The sequence below is a fragment of the Solimonas marina genome (genome assembly GCF_012241385.1).
GTDB lineage: Bacteria > Pseudomonadota > Gammaproteobacteria > Nevskiales > Nevskiaceae > Solimonas > Solimonas marina.
Genome location: NZ_JAAVXB010000004.1, coordinates 356,115 through 370,351 on the forward strand (window position 1 = coordinate 356,115; position 14,237 = coordinate 370,351).

Annotated in this window: 11 protein-coding genes; 9 read left to right on the forward strand and 2 right to left on the reverse strand. The window is 67.1% G+C overall.

The annotated features are described in order from the left end of the window. Positions 1-5 precede the first annotated feature (5 nt). The 5 genes from infB to pnp all read left to right on the forward strand — a co-directional run bounded on the left by infB (position 6) and on the right by pnp (position 6,591). Positions 6-2,699 (forward strand): translation initiation factor IF-2, encoded by a 2,694-nt coding sequence (infB, locus tag G7Y82_RS09955; protein WP_168147880.1) that lies wholly within the window; start codon positions 6-8, stop codon positions 2,697-2,699. Between the two features lie 43 nt (positions 2,700-2,742). Next, complete coding sequence (gene rbfA, locus G7Y82_RS09960) at positions 2,743-3,114, forward strand: 30S ribosome-binding factor RbfA (protein WP_168147881.1); 372 nt, start codon at positions 2,743-2,745, stop codon at positions 3,112-3,114. 7 nt (positions 3,115-3,121) lie between these two features. After that, positions 3,122-4,060 carry a tRNA pseudouridine(55) synthase TruB gene (truB, locus tag G7Y82_RS09965; RefSeq protein ID WP_168147882.1) on the forward strand — a complete coding sequence of 313 codons (939 nt, stop codon included), beginning with the start codon at positions 3,122-3,124 and terminating at the stop codon, positions 4,058-4,060. Between the two features lie 101 nt (positions 4,061-4,161). Then, positions 4,162-4,431 carry a 30S ribosomal protein S15 gene (gene rpsO / locus G7Y82_RS09970; protein WP_168147883.1) on the forward strand — a complete coding sequence of 90 codons (270 nt, stop codon included), beginning with the start codon at positions 4,162-4,164 and terminating at the stop codon, positions 4,429-4,431. A 45-nt stretch (positions 4,432-4,476) separates the two neighbouring features. Then, the gene (gene pnp, locus G7Y82_RS09975) at positions 4,477-6,591 is read left to right on the forward strand and encodes a polyribonucleotide nucleotidyltransferase (protein WP_168147884.1); all 2,115 of its coding nucleotides are present in this window, start codon (positions 4,477-4,479) and stop codon (positions 6,589-6,591) included. Positions 6,592-6,706: 115 nt separating this feature from the next. Here pnp and phaR read toward each other — a convergent pair whose 3' ends face one another. Together phaR and gluQRS are read right to left on the reverse strand one after the other, a co-directional pair. After that, complete coding sequence (phaR, locus tag G7Y82_RS09980; RefSeq protein ID WP_168147885.1) at positions 6,707-7,243, reverse strand: polyhydroxyalkanoate synthesis repressor PhaR; 537 nt, start codon at positions 7,241-7,243, stop codon at positions 6,707-6,709. Positions 7,244-7,352: 109 nt separating this feature from the next. Continuing rightward, entirely contained in the window at positions 7,353-8,279 is a 927-nt protein-coding gene (gene gluQRS, locus G7Y82_RS09985; RefSeq protein ID WP_168147886.1) for a tRNA glutamyl-Q(34) synthetase GluQRS, read from the reverse strand. A 145-nt stretch (positions 8,280-8,424) separates the two neighbouring features. Between gluQRS and G7Y82_RS09990 the strand changes: the two genes are divergently transcribed. From G7Y82_RS09990 to G7Y82_RS10005, 4 genes are all read left to right on the forward strand, one after another. After that, a complete protein-coding gene (locus G7Y82_RS09990; protein ID WP_168147887.1) occupies positions 8,425-9,228 on the forward strand; it encodes an HAD-IA family hydrolase in 804 nt (267 codons plus the stop codon). Positions 9,229-9,319: 91 nt separating this feature from the next. Next, positions 9,320-10,912, forward strand: coding sequence for an FAD-binding oxidoreductase (locus G7Y82_RS09995; RefSeq protein WP_168147888.1), 1,593 nt, complete (start codon positions 9,320-9,322; stop codon positions 10,910-10,912). Between the two features lie 7 nt (positions 10,913-10,919). Further along, positions 10,920-12,437 carry a glycerol-3-phosphate dehydrogenase/oxidase gene (locus G7Y82_RS10000; RefSeq protein WP_168147889.1) on the forward strand — a complete coding sequence of 506 codons (1,518 nt, stop codon included), beginning with the start codon at positions 10,920-10,922 and terminating at the stop codon, positions 12,435-12,437. Then, positions 12,434-13,993 carry an FGGY-family carbohydrate kinase gene (locus tag G7Y82_RS10005; protein WP_168147890.1) on the forward strand — a complete coding sequence of 520 codons (1,560 nt, stop codon included), beginning with the start codon at positions 12,434-12,436 and terminating at the stop codon, positions 13,991-13,993. The genes G7Y82_RS10000 and G7Y82_RS10005 overlap by 4 nt, the downstream gene beginning before the upstream one ends. The last annotated feature ends 244 nt before the right edge of the window (positions 13,994-14,237 follow it).

A 14,237-nucleotide genomic window follows, 5' to 3' on the forward strand; every position in this document is an offset into this window, starting at 1 on the left:
TACGGATGTCAACCGTTACCGTTCAAGATTTCGCCAAAGAGCTGAATCGTCCTGTCGACGAACTGCTGTCGCAGTTCATGGAGGCGGGCGTGGCCGTGAAGAGCGCCGAATCGCCGGTTTCCGGTGACGACAAGATGGCGCTGCTGGCGTATCTCAAGCAGAAGACTGGTGGTGTGGCCGTTAGCGAGCCGCGCCGGATCACGCTCAAGCGCAAGGAAACTTCCGAGCTGCGGCTCGGCGGTGGCCGAGGCGCGCCGACCAAGACCGTCAGCATCGAGGTCCGCAAGAAGCGCACCTTCGTCAAGCCGGAAGAACCGGAAGCGCCGCCACCGGCAGTCGCGGCAGCCGTGCCGCCGGCCGCGCCTGAACCGGCGCCGGTCGAAGCTCCGCAGCCCGATCCGGAGGCGCTGCGCGCTGCCGAAGCCAAGGCTGCCGCCGAGCGCGAGCAGCGCGAAGCGGCCGAGCGTGCAGCGGCCGAAGCCAAGGCCGAGCGCGAGCGCGAAGAAGCGGCCGCGGCCGAAGCTGCGGCCGAGGCTCAGGCGCAAGCCCAGCGCGAGCGCGAAGCCGCCGAAGCCAAGGCGCGCGCCGCGAAGGAAGAACACGAGCGCCTGCTCAAGGAAGATCCGCTCTACCGCGAAAAGTGGGAGCGCGAGCAGGCCCGCCAGCGTGCCGCCGAGAACATCCGCCGCGCTGCCGAAGCCGCCAAGCAGAACGCCGCGCAGCGTGCCCAGCCGGGTGGCGGGGCTGCTGCAGCGCCGGCTGGCGCGCCGCGCGCCGGTCGCGACGATCGGGTGCACCGCAAGGAACTGCATTTGTCGGAAGGCAAGGGCGGGCGCCGCGAGAAGAAGCAGCGCAAGCCGTCGGGCCGCATCAAGATCGACAATGTGCACGGCTTCGAACGGCCGGTCGCGCCGATCGTCCGTGAAGTGGACGTGCCGGAAGCGATCACGGTCGGTGAGCTCGCCAACCGCATGGCGGTCAAGGCGGTCGAGCTGATCAAGGTCATGATGAAGAACGGCGTCATGGCCACGATCAACCAGACACTGGATCAGGACACGGCGGTGCTGATGGTCGAGGAAATGGGCCACAAGGCGCGTGCCGTCAAGGCCAGCGACCTTGAGGACAGCCTCGAACAGGCCGTAACGGGCGACGTCCAGGAAGACGGCGAGCGCGCACCGCGTCCGCCGGTCGTCACCATCATGGGCCATGTCGACCACGGCAAGACTTCGCTGCTCGATTTCATCCGCAAGACGCGCGTCGCCGCGGGCGAGGCCGGTGGCATCACCCAGCATATCGGCGCGTATCACGTCGAGACGCCGAAGGGCATCGTCACCTTCCTCGACACTCCGGGCCATGCCGCGTTCACGCGCATGCGCGCGCGTGGCGCGCAGGTCACCGATATCGCGGTGATCGTCGTGGCCGCCGATGATGGCGTGATGCCGCAGACGCGTGAGGCGATCCAGCACTCGAAGGCTGCCGGCGCGCCGATGATCGTGGCGATTACCAAGATCGACAAGCCGGACGCCGATCTCGATCGCGTCAAGAACGACCTGTCGAAGGAAGGCATCATCCCGGAAGACTGGGGTGGCGATACGCAGGTGGTGGGCGTTTCGGCGCACACCGGTGCCGGCATCGACGAACTGCTCGACGCGATCCTGGTTCAGGCCGAAATCCTCGAGCTGACGTCGCTGGTCGACGCGCCGGCGCGTGGCAACATCCTCGAAGCCTCGGTCGAGAAGGGCCGTGGCCCGGTCGCGACCGTGCTGGTCCGCGAGGGCGTGCTGCGCCAGGGCGATGTGATCCTGTCCGGTCCGCATTTCGGCCGTGTGCGTGCGATGTTCGACGAGAACGGCGCGGTGGTGAAGGAAGCCGGCCCGTCGATTCCGGTGCAGATTCTCGGCTTGTCCGGTGCGCCGGATGCCGGTGACGACGTGGTCGTCGTTGCCGACGAGCGCAAGGCTCGCGAACTCGCGTCGCTGCGCGAACAGAAGCTGCGCGAGCAGAAGCTGGCGCAGAATCAGGCGATCCGCATGGAGCAGGTCTTTGCGAGCATGGGCCAGGGCGAACAGAAGTCGCTCAACCTCATGGTCAAGGCCGACGTTCAGGGCAGCGCCGAGGCGATCACCGAAGCGCTGCGCAAGATTCCGAGCGAAGAGGTCAAGGTCAACGTCCTGTCGACGGCAATCGGCGGCATCAACGAGTCGGACATCGATCTGGCGATGGCGTCGAAGGCGATCATCATCGGCTTCAACGTCCGCGCCGACGGCGCCGCGCGCAAGCGTATCCAGGACACCGGCGTCGATGTGCGCTATTACTCGATCATCTACGAGATCATCGACGACGTCAGCGATGCCGTGTCGGGCCTGCTCGGCACCGAGACCCGCGAACAGATCGTCGGTATCGCGCAGGTGCGTGACGTGTTCCGCAGCTCGGCGATCGGCAACATCGCCGGCTGTCTGGTGCTCGAAGGCTCGGTGCAGCGCAACCTGCCGATTCGAGTGCTGCGCAATCAGACGGTCATCTACGAGGGCGTGCTCGAATCGCTGCGTCGCTTCAAGGACGACGTGTCCAAGGTCGAGGCGGGCACCGAATGCGGTATCGGCGTCAAGGATTACAACGACGTCAAGGCGGGCGACCAGATCGAGTGCTTCCAGCGCGTCGAAGTTCGCCGCACCGTTCGTGCGGCGGAGCTGGCCTGATTGAAGGGCCGGACGCAAGTCCGGCCCCCGATCGCGAGGTTCGATGAAAGAGTATCCGCGCAAGCTACGCATCAACACGCAGTTGCAGGGCGAGCTGGCGATGCTCATCCGTGGCGAGCTGTCCGATCCGCGCGTCGCCGGTGTGACCGTGACCAAGGTCGATGTCTCGCCCGATCTGCGCAACGCCCGCGTCAGTGTCAGCCTGCTCGGCAGTGACGAGCAGCTCAAGGACGCGTTGAAGGGGCTCAGGCAGGCGACCGGCAAGTTGCGGCATGAGCTGGGGCGGCGCCTGAGCCTGCGCTATGTGCCGCAGCTCAACTTCGCGGCCGATGTCGCGATGCGCGAAGGCGATCGGATCAGCGCGCTGATCCGCGACGCCGTGCGTGACGACGAACAACACCACGACGGCGACTGACGCACGGATGGCTGTTTCTGTCCGGCCGCCGAGGCCGCCACGCCGTCGACTCGATGGCATCCTGCTGCTCGACAAGCCGTTGGGGCTGAGTTCCAACGACGCGCTGCAGCGTGCCAAACGGCTCTACCGTGCCGAAAAGGCGGGGCATACCGGCGCGCTCGATCCGCTCGCCACCGGCATGCTGCCGATCTGTTTCGGCGAGGCGACCAAGCTCAGCGGCGTGCTGCTCGATTCAGACAAGGAATACCGCGCCGTGGTGAAGGTCGGCGAGCGTTCGTCGACCGGTGACGCCGAAGGCGAGATCGTCGAGCGCTCCGACGCCACGCAACTGACGCTGCCGGTGCTGCAGGACGCGCTGGCCGGGTTTCTCGGGCCGCAGTTGCAGGTGCCGCCGATGTACTCGGCGCTGAAGCGCGACGGGCGGCCGCTGTATGAACTGGCCCGCGCCGGCGAGACCGTGGAGCGCGAAGCGCGGCCGGTGACGATTGCCGAGCTGGAACTGCTCGACTTTGCCGGCGACCGCTTTGAGATTCGCGTGCGCTGCTCGAAAGGCACCTATATCCGCACGCTGGCCGAAGACATCTGCCGTGCGGTCGGGCAGTGCGGTCACCTGATCGGGCTGCGACGCACGGCGGTGACGCCGTTCTGGGGACGTGCTGGCGTGACGCTGGACCGGCTCGAGGCCTCGGCAGACGATCTGCCGGCGCTGGACTTGTGGTTGCTTGGCCCGGAGGAGGCGCTGCGGCATTGGCCGTCGGCGACGCTCGATGATGTCCGGGCGCAGGCATTCCTGCAGGGGCGGGCGCAGCGCCTGGCCGGTGTGCCGCGCGAGAGCCGCATCGCGGTCAGCAACGAGCGCGGCGTATTGCTCGGGATTGCGCAGAGCGACGCCGAGGGCTGGTTACGGCCTCAGCGCTGTTTTGCACCCCCGCGTCAGGCCTCCTGACGTGGGACATGGCGCGGGTCGCGTGCTTGTGAGCAAGCCGCGAAAAACGCTATTATATTGGACTTTGTAAAGATCAAAGAATTCGTTCGGAGTTGAAGGCAATGACGTTGACGGTGGAACGCAAGGCGGACGTGGTGAAGAAGCATGCCCGCAGCAACAATGACACGGGCTCGCCCGAAGTGCAGGTGGCCCTGCTGACGGAGCGCATCAACACGCTCGCGCCGCACTTCGAACAGCACAAGAAGGACAACCATTCGCGCCGCGGCTTGCTGAAGATGGTCAACCAGCGCCGCCAGATGCTCGATTATCTGAAGCGCAAAGATGAAGCTCGCTACACCAAGCTCATCGCCGAACTCGGTCTGCGCCGCTAAATAGCGGCGCAGTCGTTTTGAACTTCAGATTCTGAGGAGTCAATCATGGCAGTACCTGCCACTCCCGCCGTGCCCGTCAAAAAGACGTTCCGCTACGGCAAGCATGACGTGACGTTCGAGACCGCCGCCATCGCCCGCCAGGCGACCGCGGCGGTCATGGTTCATGTGGACGACACCGTCGTGTTCGTCAGTGTCGTAGGCAAGAAGGAAGCCAAGCCGGAGCAGGATTTCTTCCCGCTGACGGTTGACTACATGGAGCGCTTCTACGCCGGCGGCCGTATTCCCGGTGGTTTCTTCAAGCGTGAAGGCCGGCCGACCGAGAAGGAAACGCTGACCTCGCGTCTGATCGACCGCCCGCTGCGCCCGCTGTTCCCGGACGGCTTCTACAACGAAGTGCAGATCGTGGCGATGGTGATGTCGCTGAACCCGGAAATCGACGGCGACCTGCCGGCGATGCTCGGTGCCTCGGCGGCGCTGGCGCTGTCCGGCATCCCGTTCCAGGGGCCGATCGGTGCCGCCAAGGTCGGCTACAAGGATGGCAACTACATCCTCAATCCGACGGTCTCGGAGCTGAAGACCTCGGATCTGGACCTCGTCGTCGCCGGCACCAAGGACGCCGTGCTGATGGTCGAGTCGGAAGCCAAGATGCTGTCCGAACCGGTCATGCTCGGCGCCGTGCTGTTCGGCCATGAGCAGATGCAGGCCGCGATCCAGGCGATCAACGAGTTCGCTGCCGAAGCGGGCAAGGCCCAGTGGGACTGGAAGGCGGCCGATACCTCGGCGATCACCAGCTTCGTGGCGCCGTACGAGGCGCAGGTCGCGCAGGCCTACACGCTGACCGACAAGCAGGAGCGCTACGCGGCGCTCGGCGACGTGCGCAAGGCCATCTCGGCGGCGCGTCCGGCCGATGCGGCGTTTACCGAAAACCAGCTGAAGGCCGAGTTCCACGAGCTCGAAGCCAAGATCGTCCGCAATCGCATCCTCGACGGCTCGCCGCGCATCGACGGCCGCGACCGCTTCACGGTGCGTCCGCTGGCGATGTCGGCCGGCGTGCTGCCGCGTACGCACGGCTCGGCGCTGTTCACGCGCGGTGAAACCCAGGTCCTCGCCACGACCACGCTCGGTACCGGCAAGGACTACCAGATCATGGACGCGATCAGCGGCGAGTGGCATGAGCACTTCATGTTCCACTACAACTTCCCGCCGTACTGCGTCGGTGAAACGGGGCGCATGAACGCGCCGAAGCGCCGCGAAATCGGCCACGGCCGCCTCGCCAAGCGCGGCGTCGCCGCCGTCATGCCGGACCTCGAGAAGGAATTCCCGTACGTCGTGCGCGTCGTCTCGGAAGTCACCGAGTCGAACGGTTCGTCGTCGATGGCTTCGGTGTGCGGCGCGTGCATGGCGCTGATGGATGCCGGCGTGCCGATCAAGGCGCCGGTCGCTGGTGTCGCCATGGGCCTGATCCTCGAAGAAGGCCGCTGGGCGGTGCTGACCGACATCCTCGGTGACGAGGATCATCTCGGCGACATGGACTTCAAGGTTGCCGGCACCACCGACGGCATCACCGCGCTGCAGATGGACATCAAGATCACCGGCATTACCGGCGAGATCATGGCCCAGGCCCTGCAGCAGGCGAAGACCGCGCGTCTGCACATTCTCGAGCAGATGGTGCAGGTGCTGCCGACGCCGCGCTCGCAGCTGTCGCAGCATGCGCCGCGCATCACGACGATCAAGATCAATCCGGACAAGATCCGCGAAGTGATCGGCAAGGGTGGCGCGACGATTCAGTCGATCACCAAGGAAACCGGCACGCAGATCGACATCTCCGACGACGGCACGATCAAGATCGCGGCAGTCGACGGCAAGGCGGCGGAAGCGGCGATCAACCGCATCAACACGCTGACCAAGGATGTCGAAGTCGGCACGATCTACGAAGGCAAGGTCGCCAAGATCATGGACTTCGGTGCGTTCGTGACGATCGCTCCGGGCAAGGATGGTTTGGTGCACATCTCGCAGCTCGCCGACAAGCGCGTCGAGAAGGTCGACGACGTCGTCAAGGAAGGCCAGCAGGTCCGCGTCAAGGTCCTCGAAGTCAGCCGTGACGGCAAGATCCGCCTGTCGATGAAGAGCAGCGACGTCGGCGTGGCCGAAAGCGCCTGATCGTCTCGATCGAGCTGAAGCTGTAAAAAAGGCGGCGCACTGAAAAGTGCGCCGCCTTTTTGTTGGTCTTCGGTACGACGCCGACGCGGGCGGCGTCGATGTCGCGGGCCGTGCCTCAAGGCATCGCGTCGCGTTCCGGTGGCGGCGGGGTGTCGTCGTCTTCGCCGTCGCGGCCGCCGCGACGCTTGATCGCCTTGGCGCTGGCCTGCAGGTTGGAGAGGAACTCCTTGCGGATCGAGCGCCAGATCGGCACCTGCCGGTCGGCCATCTCCTTGAGCACCTGCAGCGGCTGCTGCGCCTGACCCAGCATCTGCCGCATCTGGTCGGTGAAGCCTTCCTGCTGCTCCTGGAACAGTCGCGCCGACAGCTCCAGATAGCGGCCGATGCTGTTCTGCATCGGGTCGCCGTAGTAGCGAATGATGAATTCGAGCAAGTCCGTGGTGAAGATCGGATCGCCGCCTTCTTCTTGCTCGGCGATCACCTGCAGCAGGATGCTGCGCGTGATGTCGTCATGTGTGCGCTTGTCCTCGACGCGGAACTTCACGTCCTGCAGCACCAGCTGACGAATCTCCTCGAGCGTGATGTAGCGGCTGACATGCGTGTCGTAAAGGCGCCGGTTCGGGTACTTCTTGATGATGCGAACGTCCGACATGAGGGTCCCGGTTTCCATTTTGCTGCGCTGCAATACCGGCATCATGCCAGAAGTGGGGGCTGCTCCGCAGCCGCGTCGGTGCCCAGGTTGCCGGCGGTAGCCGGGCCGCTCAGGCCGTAAGTGTCATGCTTTGCTGCGCTGCGGCGGCGACCCGCGCGCGGCGCCAGTTCGGAATGGCCCAGGCCAGCTGTTCGCGCGGCGCTGCCGCGCGAAGTTCGGTCGGCGGTTGCTGCGCCAGCCAGGTGAGGCAGCGCCAGAGATTGGCGGCGGCCTGGTCGTCCTCGATCGCTGGTGCGTGATTCTGCTTCGACAGCTTCAAACCGTCGGCGTCCGTCAGCAGCGGCACATGCCGGTAGCGCGGCGGGGTCCAGCCGAGCCCGGAAATGAGCTCGTGTTGCGTGGCGCTGGAGCCGGTCAGGTCGGCGCCGCGCACGACATCGCTGATGCGCATGAGGTGGTCATCGACGCTGCTCGCCAGTTGATAGCCGATGATGCCGTCGCGGCGCCGCACGACGATGTCCCCGATATCGGCTTGCAGATCACGTTGCTGCGGTCCTTGGATATCGTCGTCGAGCACGACGCTGCCGAAGCCGATTCGCCGCCGAAGGGCACGGCCGTCGGCCGCCAGCCGCCGCTCGCGGCAACGGCCACTGTAGACCGGGCCGTCGGTGCCACTATGACTTTCGCAGGCCAACGTCGCGCGTGTGCAGTCGCAGGCGTAGATCTGGCCTGTGTTTTGCAGTGCAACAAGACAGTGATGGTAGTCGTCCAGATGTCGCGACTGGTAGTGCGGTGTGTCGTCCCAGTCCAGGCCATGGGCCTCGAGCTGTCGAAGGATGCGCTGATCGGCGCCGGGTGGGCAGCGCGGACGATCGAGGTCGTCGATGCGCAGCAACCACTGGCCGCCGTGATGGCGAGCGTCGAGGTAGCTGGCCAGCGCGGCGAGTAGCGATCCCAGGTGCAAGGGACCGCTCGGCGTCGGTGCGAAGCGGCCGCGGTACGGGCCGGAGGCTGATGGACGAGCGGTATCAGTCATGCTGGCGAAAGGTGCGCTGCATCACAGTATTGGCACGCTGCAGCATTGCGCAGCATGGTACATTAACTTCAGCCTGTAACTGTTTGAACGAAACAATGGGTTCCGATGGACCTCGACAGGCAACCCACGACAGGGGGTTGCCGTCATGAGTTTGAAAGCCGTCCTGTTCGATGTCGATGGCACCTTGGCTGACACCGAGGCGCTGGGCCACCGACCCGCTTACAATCGGGCCTTCCGACATCTGGGCCTGTCGTTCCGCTGGGGCCCCAAGCTCTACCGCAAGCTGCTGAAGCTGCCGGGTGGTCGTGAGCGACTGAAGTTCTACGTCCAGCACTACCGCCCCGATCTGGAAGGCGAAGCCGCCGAGGCCGAGCAGAATCTCGACGCCTGGGTCGCCAAGGTTCACACCCTCAAATCGCACTATTTCCGCCGTTACATGCGCCACGGGCGTGTGCCGCTGCGGCCGGGCATTGCACGGCTGATGCGCGAGGCGCGCGGCTCCGGCGTGCGGCTGGCCATCGTCACCAATGCCAGCCTGAAGACGCTGCGGCCGGTGCTCAAGTACAGCATGGGCCCGGAGCTGGCGGCCGAGGTCGAAATCATCGCCAGCGGCGAGGAAGTCGACCACAAAAAGCCGGCGCCTGATCTCTATCAGCTGGCGATGCGCCGCCTGAATGTCGGCCCCGACGAATGCGTGGCGCTCGAGGACTCCGAAATGGGCCTTGAAGCTGCCGCTGCCGCCGGCGTTGCCGCGGTCGTCACCATCAATCGCGATACGCTGGAGCAGGACTTCAGCGAGGCGGCGCTGGTCGTCAGCTGTCTTGGCGAGCCGGGTGCGCCGACGCATGTGCTGAAGGGGCGCCTGCAGGGCCTGCCTTGGGTGACGATCGACACCCTGCGTTCGGCCTTGCACCGCGACCACGAAACCAGCCAGCGCCGCGCTGCCTGATCGCGCCCTTTGAGCGCCGGTTCGCCACCCCAACTGGCGGGGCCGCCGGACGCTGCGTCTATACTCGTCGCTCGCGACGGGAGCGTTGACGATGCGGCGCTGGAACGGCTGGGGCGATGAGTCCGATCTCTACGATCTGAACGAAGATGCGCGCGCGTTCCTGCGCGAACGCGTCGGCGAGGGGCATCCGCCGCGCGATGCGACGCTGGACGAATCGCTGCAGGCCGTGCCGGCCAGTCGTCTCAGCGGCTCGGCGCGCTTTTCTGTCGACCCCAGGCTGCGCCTGCTGCACGCGCGCGGCCAGAGCTTTCCGGATTGGGTGGCGATGAAGGCCGGCCGCTTCGGCCCGGTTGCCGATGCGGTTGCGTGTCCGGCCTCACACGAAGAGGCCGCCGACGCACTGGTCGAAGCGCAACAGCAGGGCGCGGTCGTCATTCCGTATGGCGGCGGCACCAGCGTCGTCGGCCATCTGCAGGTACCGGCTGGCGAGCGGCCCGTCGTCAACATTTCCTTCGAGCGCATGAATCGCCTGCTGGCGTACGACGAGCGCTCGCAGCTGGCGACCTTCGGCGCCGGGACGCCCGGCCCGCAGATCGAGGCGCAGTTGCGCGGGCACGGCATGCTGCTCGGCCATTTTCCGCAGTCGTATCCGTTCTCGACGATCGGCGGTTGGGTCGTGACGCGCTCGTCGGGTCAGCAATCGCTGCGCTATGGCCGCATCGAGCAGATGTTTGCGTCGGGCCGGCTGGTGACGCCGCGCGGCACGATGACGATCGGCGGCGTGCCGGCGTCGTCGGCTGGCCCCGATCTGCGCGAATTCGTGCTCGGTTCCGAAGGCCGGCTCGGCCTGCTGACCGAGGTCACGGCGCGCGTGCGGCCGCTGGCCGCGGTCGAGGACTTCCATGCGATTTTCTTTCCGGCCTGGGAGCCGGCGGTCGAGGCGGCGCGCGCCATCGTGCAGGCCGAGGTGCCGTTGTCGATGCTGCGCCTGTCGAACGAGATCGAGACCGAAACCCAGCTGCGCCTGGCCGGACACCCGGAACTGATCAAGTGGCTGCAACGCTATCTGGGCATGCGCGGCATCGGCAGCGGGCAGTGCATGATGGTGATCGGCGTCACCGGCACGCTGGGCGAGACGCGTCGCATGCGTCGTGACGCGCTGGCCGTCGCCAAGCCGTACCGCGGCGTGCACGCCGGCAAGGCGATCGGCAAGGGTTGGGCGAAGAACCGCTTCCGCGGTCCCTTGCTGCGCAACGCACTGTGGGATGCAGGCTACGCCGCCGACACCGTCGAAACGGCCGTCAACTGGCCGCAGGCGACGGCGACCATGCGCGCCATCGAGGCGGCGGCGCGCGAAACCTTCTACGACCAGAACGAGCGCGTACACGCGTTCACGCATCTGTCGCACGTCTACCGCCAGGGCTGCAGCGTCTATTCGACCTTCGTGTTCCGCTCGGCCGGCGATCCCGACGCCGACCTCGAACGCTGGCGGCGATTGAAGTCGCGTGTCTCGGCGGCGATCGTCGAACACGGCGGCACCATCAGTCACCAGCATGGCGTCGGTGTCGATCACGCACCATACCTGGTGCACGAGAAGGGCGCGCTGGGGCTCGACGTGCTGCGTGCGGTCGCGCAGGAACTCGATCCGCAGCAGATGATGAACCCCGGCAAGTTGTTCGTCTGAGCCGACGATGCCGACGCGGCCGATGCTGTCTCAGCTCGATGCCCGTTACGACCTGATTGTCGTCGGCGGCGGCATCAACGGCGCCGGCATCTTTCAGGCTGCCGCACGCCGCGGCTTGCAGGCACTGCTGATCGACGCCGGCGATTTCGCGTCCGGCACCTCGTCGGCGTCATCGAAGCTCGTGCACGGCGGCCTGCGCTACCTGAAGAACGGTCAATGGCGGCTGACGCTGGAGTCGGTGCGCGAGCGCGAGCGTCTGTTGCGCGAGGTGCCTGGGCTGGTCGAGCCGCTGCGCTTTTTGATGCCGATTTATCGCGACCGCAAGCCGGGGCGGCGGCTGATGCAGTTCGGCTTGCGCGTCTACGATCTGATGGCGGGTTCGCAGCGCTCGCGCTGGCTCGACGCCGAGGCCGTGCAGGCCGCCGAGGGCGATTTGCGCAGCGCGCAACTGCTCGGGGCGATGGCCTACGACGACGCTGTCACCGACGACGCGCGTCTGGTGCTGCGCCTCGTGTTCGATGGCGTCGCTGCTGACGGCACCGCGCTGAACTATGTTCGCGCGACGCTGTTGCGCGACGGTCACCTTGTCGTGGGCGTGCGCTTGCACGACGCGGTGCAGGGTGGCGCGCGTGACATCGCCGCGACCGTGGTCGTCAATGCCGCGGGTGCGCTCGCCGATCGCGTTCCCGATGCGCCGGCCGGCGCGCCGCTGCTGCGCCCGCTGCGCGGCAGTCATCTGGTGCTGCCGACCTCGTTGCTGCCGATCCGCCACGCGGTCTCGTGGTTGCATCCACGCGATGGCCGGCCGGTGTTCGTGCATCCCTGGGAAGGCGCGGTGATCTGCGGCACGACCGACGTCGATCATGACGGCGATCCGGCGGATGTTCGCGCCACGGCGGCCGAACTCGACTATTTGCTCGAAGCGCTGCAGGCGCAGTTTCCGCAACGGCGCTGGCGGCTGGCCGATGCGGTATCGGTCTATGCCGGTGTGCGGCCGGTGGTGGCCGGCGGCCACGACGATCCGTCGCGCGAATCGCGCGAGTCGGCGATGTGGCAGTCGCCGGGATTGATCGGCACCGCCGGCGGCAAGCTGACGACGTTTCGCGTCACCGCGCAGCAGGTGTTGCGCGCCGCGCGACGCGAGCTGCCGGCGCTGCGCGGCCGGCACGACGGTGCGCTGTTCGCCGGCGAGCGCGCGACCGATCGCCTCGGCGGGCGCTACGGCGCAAGTGCTGCCGCGACGATGCGTGCCGACCCGGCGTCCGCGCAGGCGCCGCTGGCCGGTACGCCATACAGCCTCGCCGAGTTGCGCTGGTCCTTGCAGCACGAAGCCGTTGTGCATCTCGACGACCTCTTGTTGCGGCGCAGCCGTCTGGGCCTCGTCGCGGCCGGCGGCGGCGAGGCGCTGCTGCCGCAGATCGGGGCACTGTGCCAGCAGGAGCTCGGCTGGGACGATTTGCGATGGCAGCGCGAATACGAGCGCTATCTGACCTTGTGGCGGCACCGCCACGCGCCGCCGGTATGAGCCCGCGCGTCGTGCTCGCGCTCGATGTCGGCACGCAAAGCGCGCGGGCGCTGCTGTTCGACGCCGCCGGCGCACTGCTCGGCAAGGCGCAGCAATTCTATGAACCGGTCTACCGAGCGCCGCAGCCGGGCTGGGCCGAGCAGGACGCCGACGGCTACTGGCAGGCGCTGCAGGACTGCTGCGCGGCCCTGTGGCGCGATGCGGCCGTGCGCGCCGACGCCGTGGCAGCGGTGACGCTGACGACGCAGCGCGCATCGGTGGTCTGCACCGACGCCGCCGGCCGGCCGCTGCGGCCGGCCATGCTCTGGCTCGATCAGCGCCGCGCCCGGCACCCGCCGGGCATGGGGCCGCTATGGAACACCGCGTTCCGCTTGGCCGGCGCCAAGACCCTGATCAATCAGGTGCAGTGCGAAGCCGAGGCCAACTGGCTGGCCGAGAACGAGCCGGCGTTGTGGGGCGAGACCGCGCATTTCGTGCTGCTGTCGGGCTGGCTGAGCTGGAAGCTGTGCGGCGACTGGGTCGATTCGGTCGGCGCGCAGGTCGGCTATCTGCCGTTCGATTACAAACGCCAGGCCTGGGCCGGGCCGCGCGACTTCAAGTGGCGTGCACTGGCGGTGCGTCGCGAGCAACTGCCGAGATTGGTGCCGCCGGCGCAACGGCTCGGCACGCTGACGCCGGCGGCCTCCGAAGCGCTGGGCCTGCCGGGCGGCTTGCCGCTGATCGCCGCGGCCGCCGACAAGGCCTGCGAAGTGCTCGGCTCCGGCGCGGTGACGCCGGACATCGCACAGCTCAGCTTCGGTACCACCGCGACCATCAACACCGTGCAGCCGCGCTACGTCGAGGTGCAGCGTCTGGTACCCGCGTATCCGGCCGCACAGCCCGGCGCCTGGAATACCGAGATCCAGATTTATCGCGGCTTCTGGATGGTCAGCTGGTTCCGCCGCGAGTTCGCGCAGGCCGAGGAGCGGCTCGCGGCCGAGCGCGGCATTGCCGTCGAGTCGCTGTTCGACGAGCTGGTGCGCAGCGTGCCGCCGGGCGCGATGGGCCTGACCCTGCAGCCGTACTGGTCGCCCGGCGTGCGCGAGCCGGGGCCGGAGGCAAAGGGCGCGATCATCGGCTTCGGCGACGTGCACACCCGCGCGCATCTGTATCGCGCCATCCTCGAAGGTCTGATCTATGGCCTGCGTGGCGGCTGCGAGCAGATCGAGCGCAAGCTCGGCCGGCCGATCCGCCTGCTGCGCGTGTCCGGTGGCGGCTCGCAGTCCGATCAGGCGCTGCAGATCACGGCCGATATCTTCAACCGGCCGGCGGAGCGGCCGGCCATCTATGAGACTTCGGGGCTGGGTGCGGCGATCAATGCCGCTGTGGGCCTCGGCTGGCATGTCGACCACGATGCTGCGGTTCGCGCGATGACGCGCGTCGGCCAGCGTTTCGAGCCCGATCCTGAGGTGGCGCGGACCTATGACGCACTGTATCGCGAGGTGTACAGCCGCATGTACGGGCGGCTGCGGCCCTTGTATCGCGCGATCCGGCGCATCACCGGCTATCCGCCATGAACCGCCTGTCGAATACGGGCCGCCGCCATCATCGGCTTGATCATCAGGCCGTTGCCGGACATTGCTGCAGCGGTTTCGAGCGGGGCGAGCCGTGCGTACGGGCGTCCGCCGGGGACGGACAAGACGCGCGGTGGTGTGCCTATGCCGGGCGCTTGCCGCAGGTCGGCCGCTGCTGCGACAGGGCGCTTAATTTACACTAGCGCCCAGCACGGGCCGGCGCCGTCGGCCGACTTCCATCGAAAAA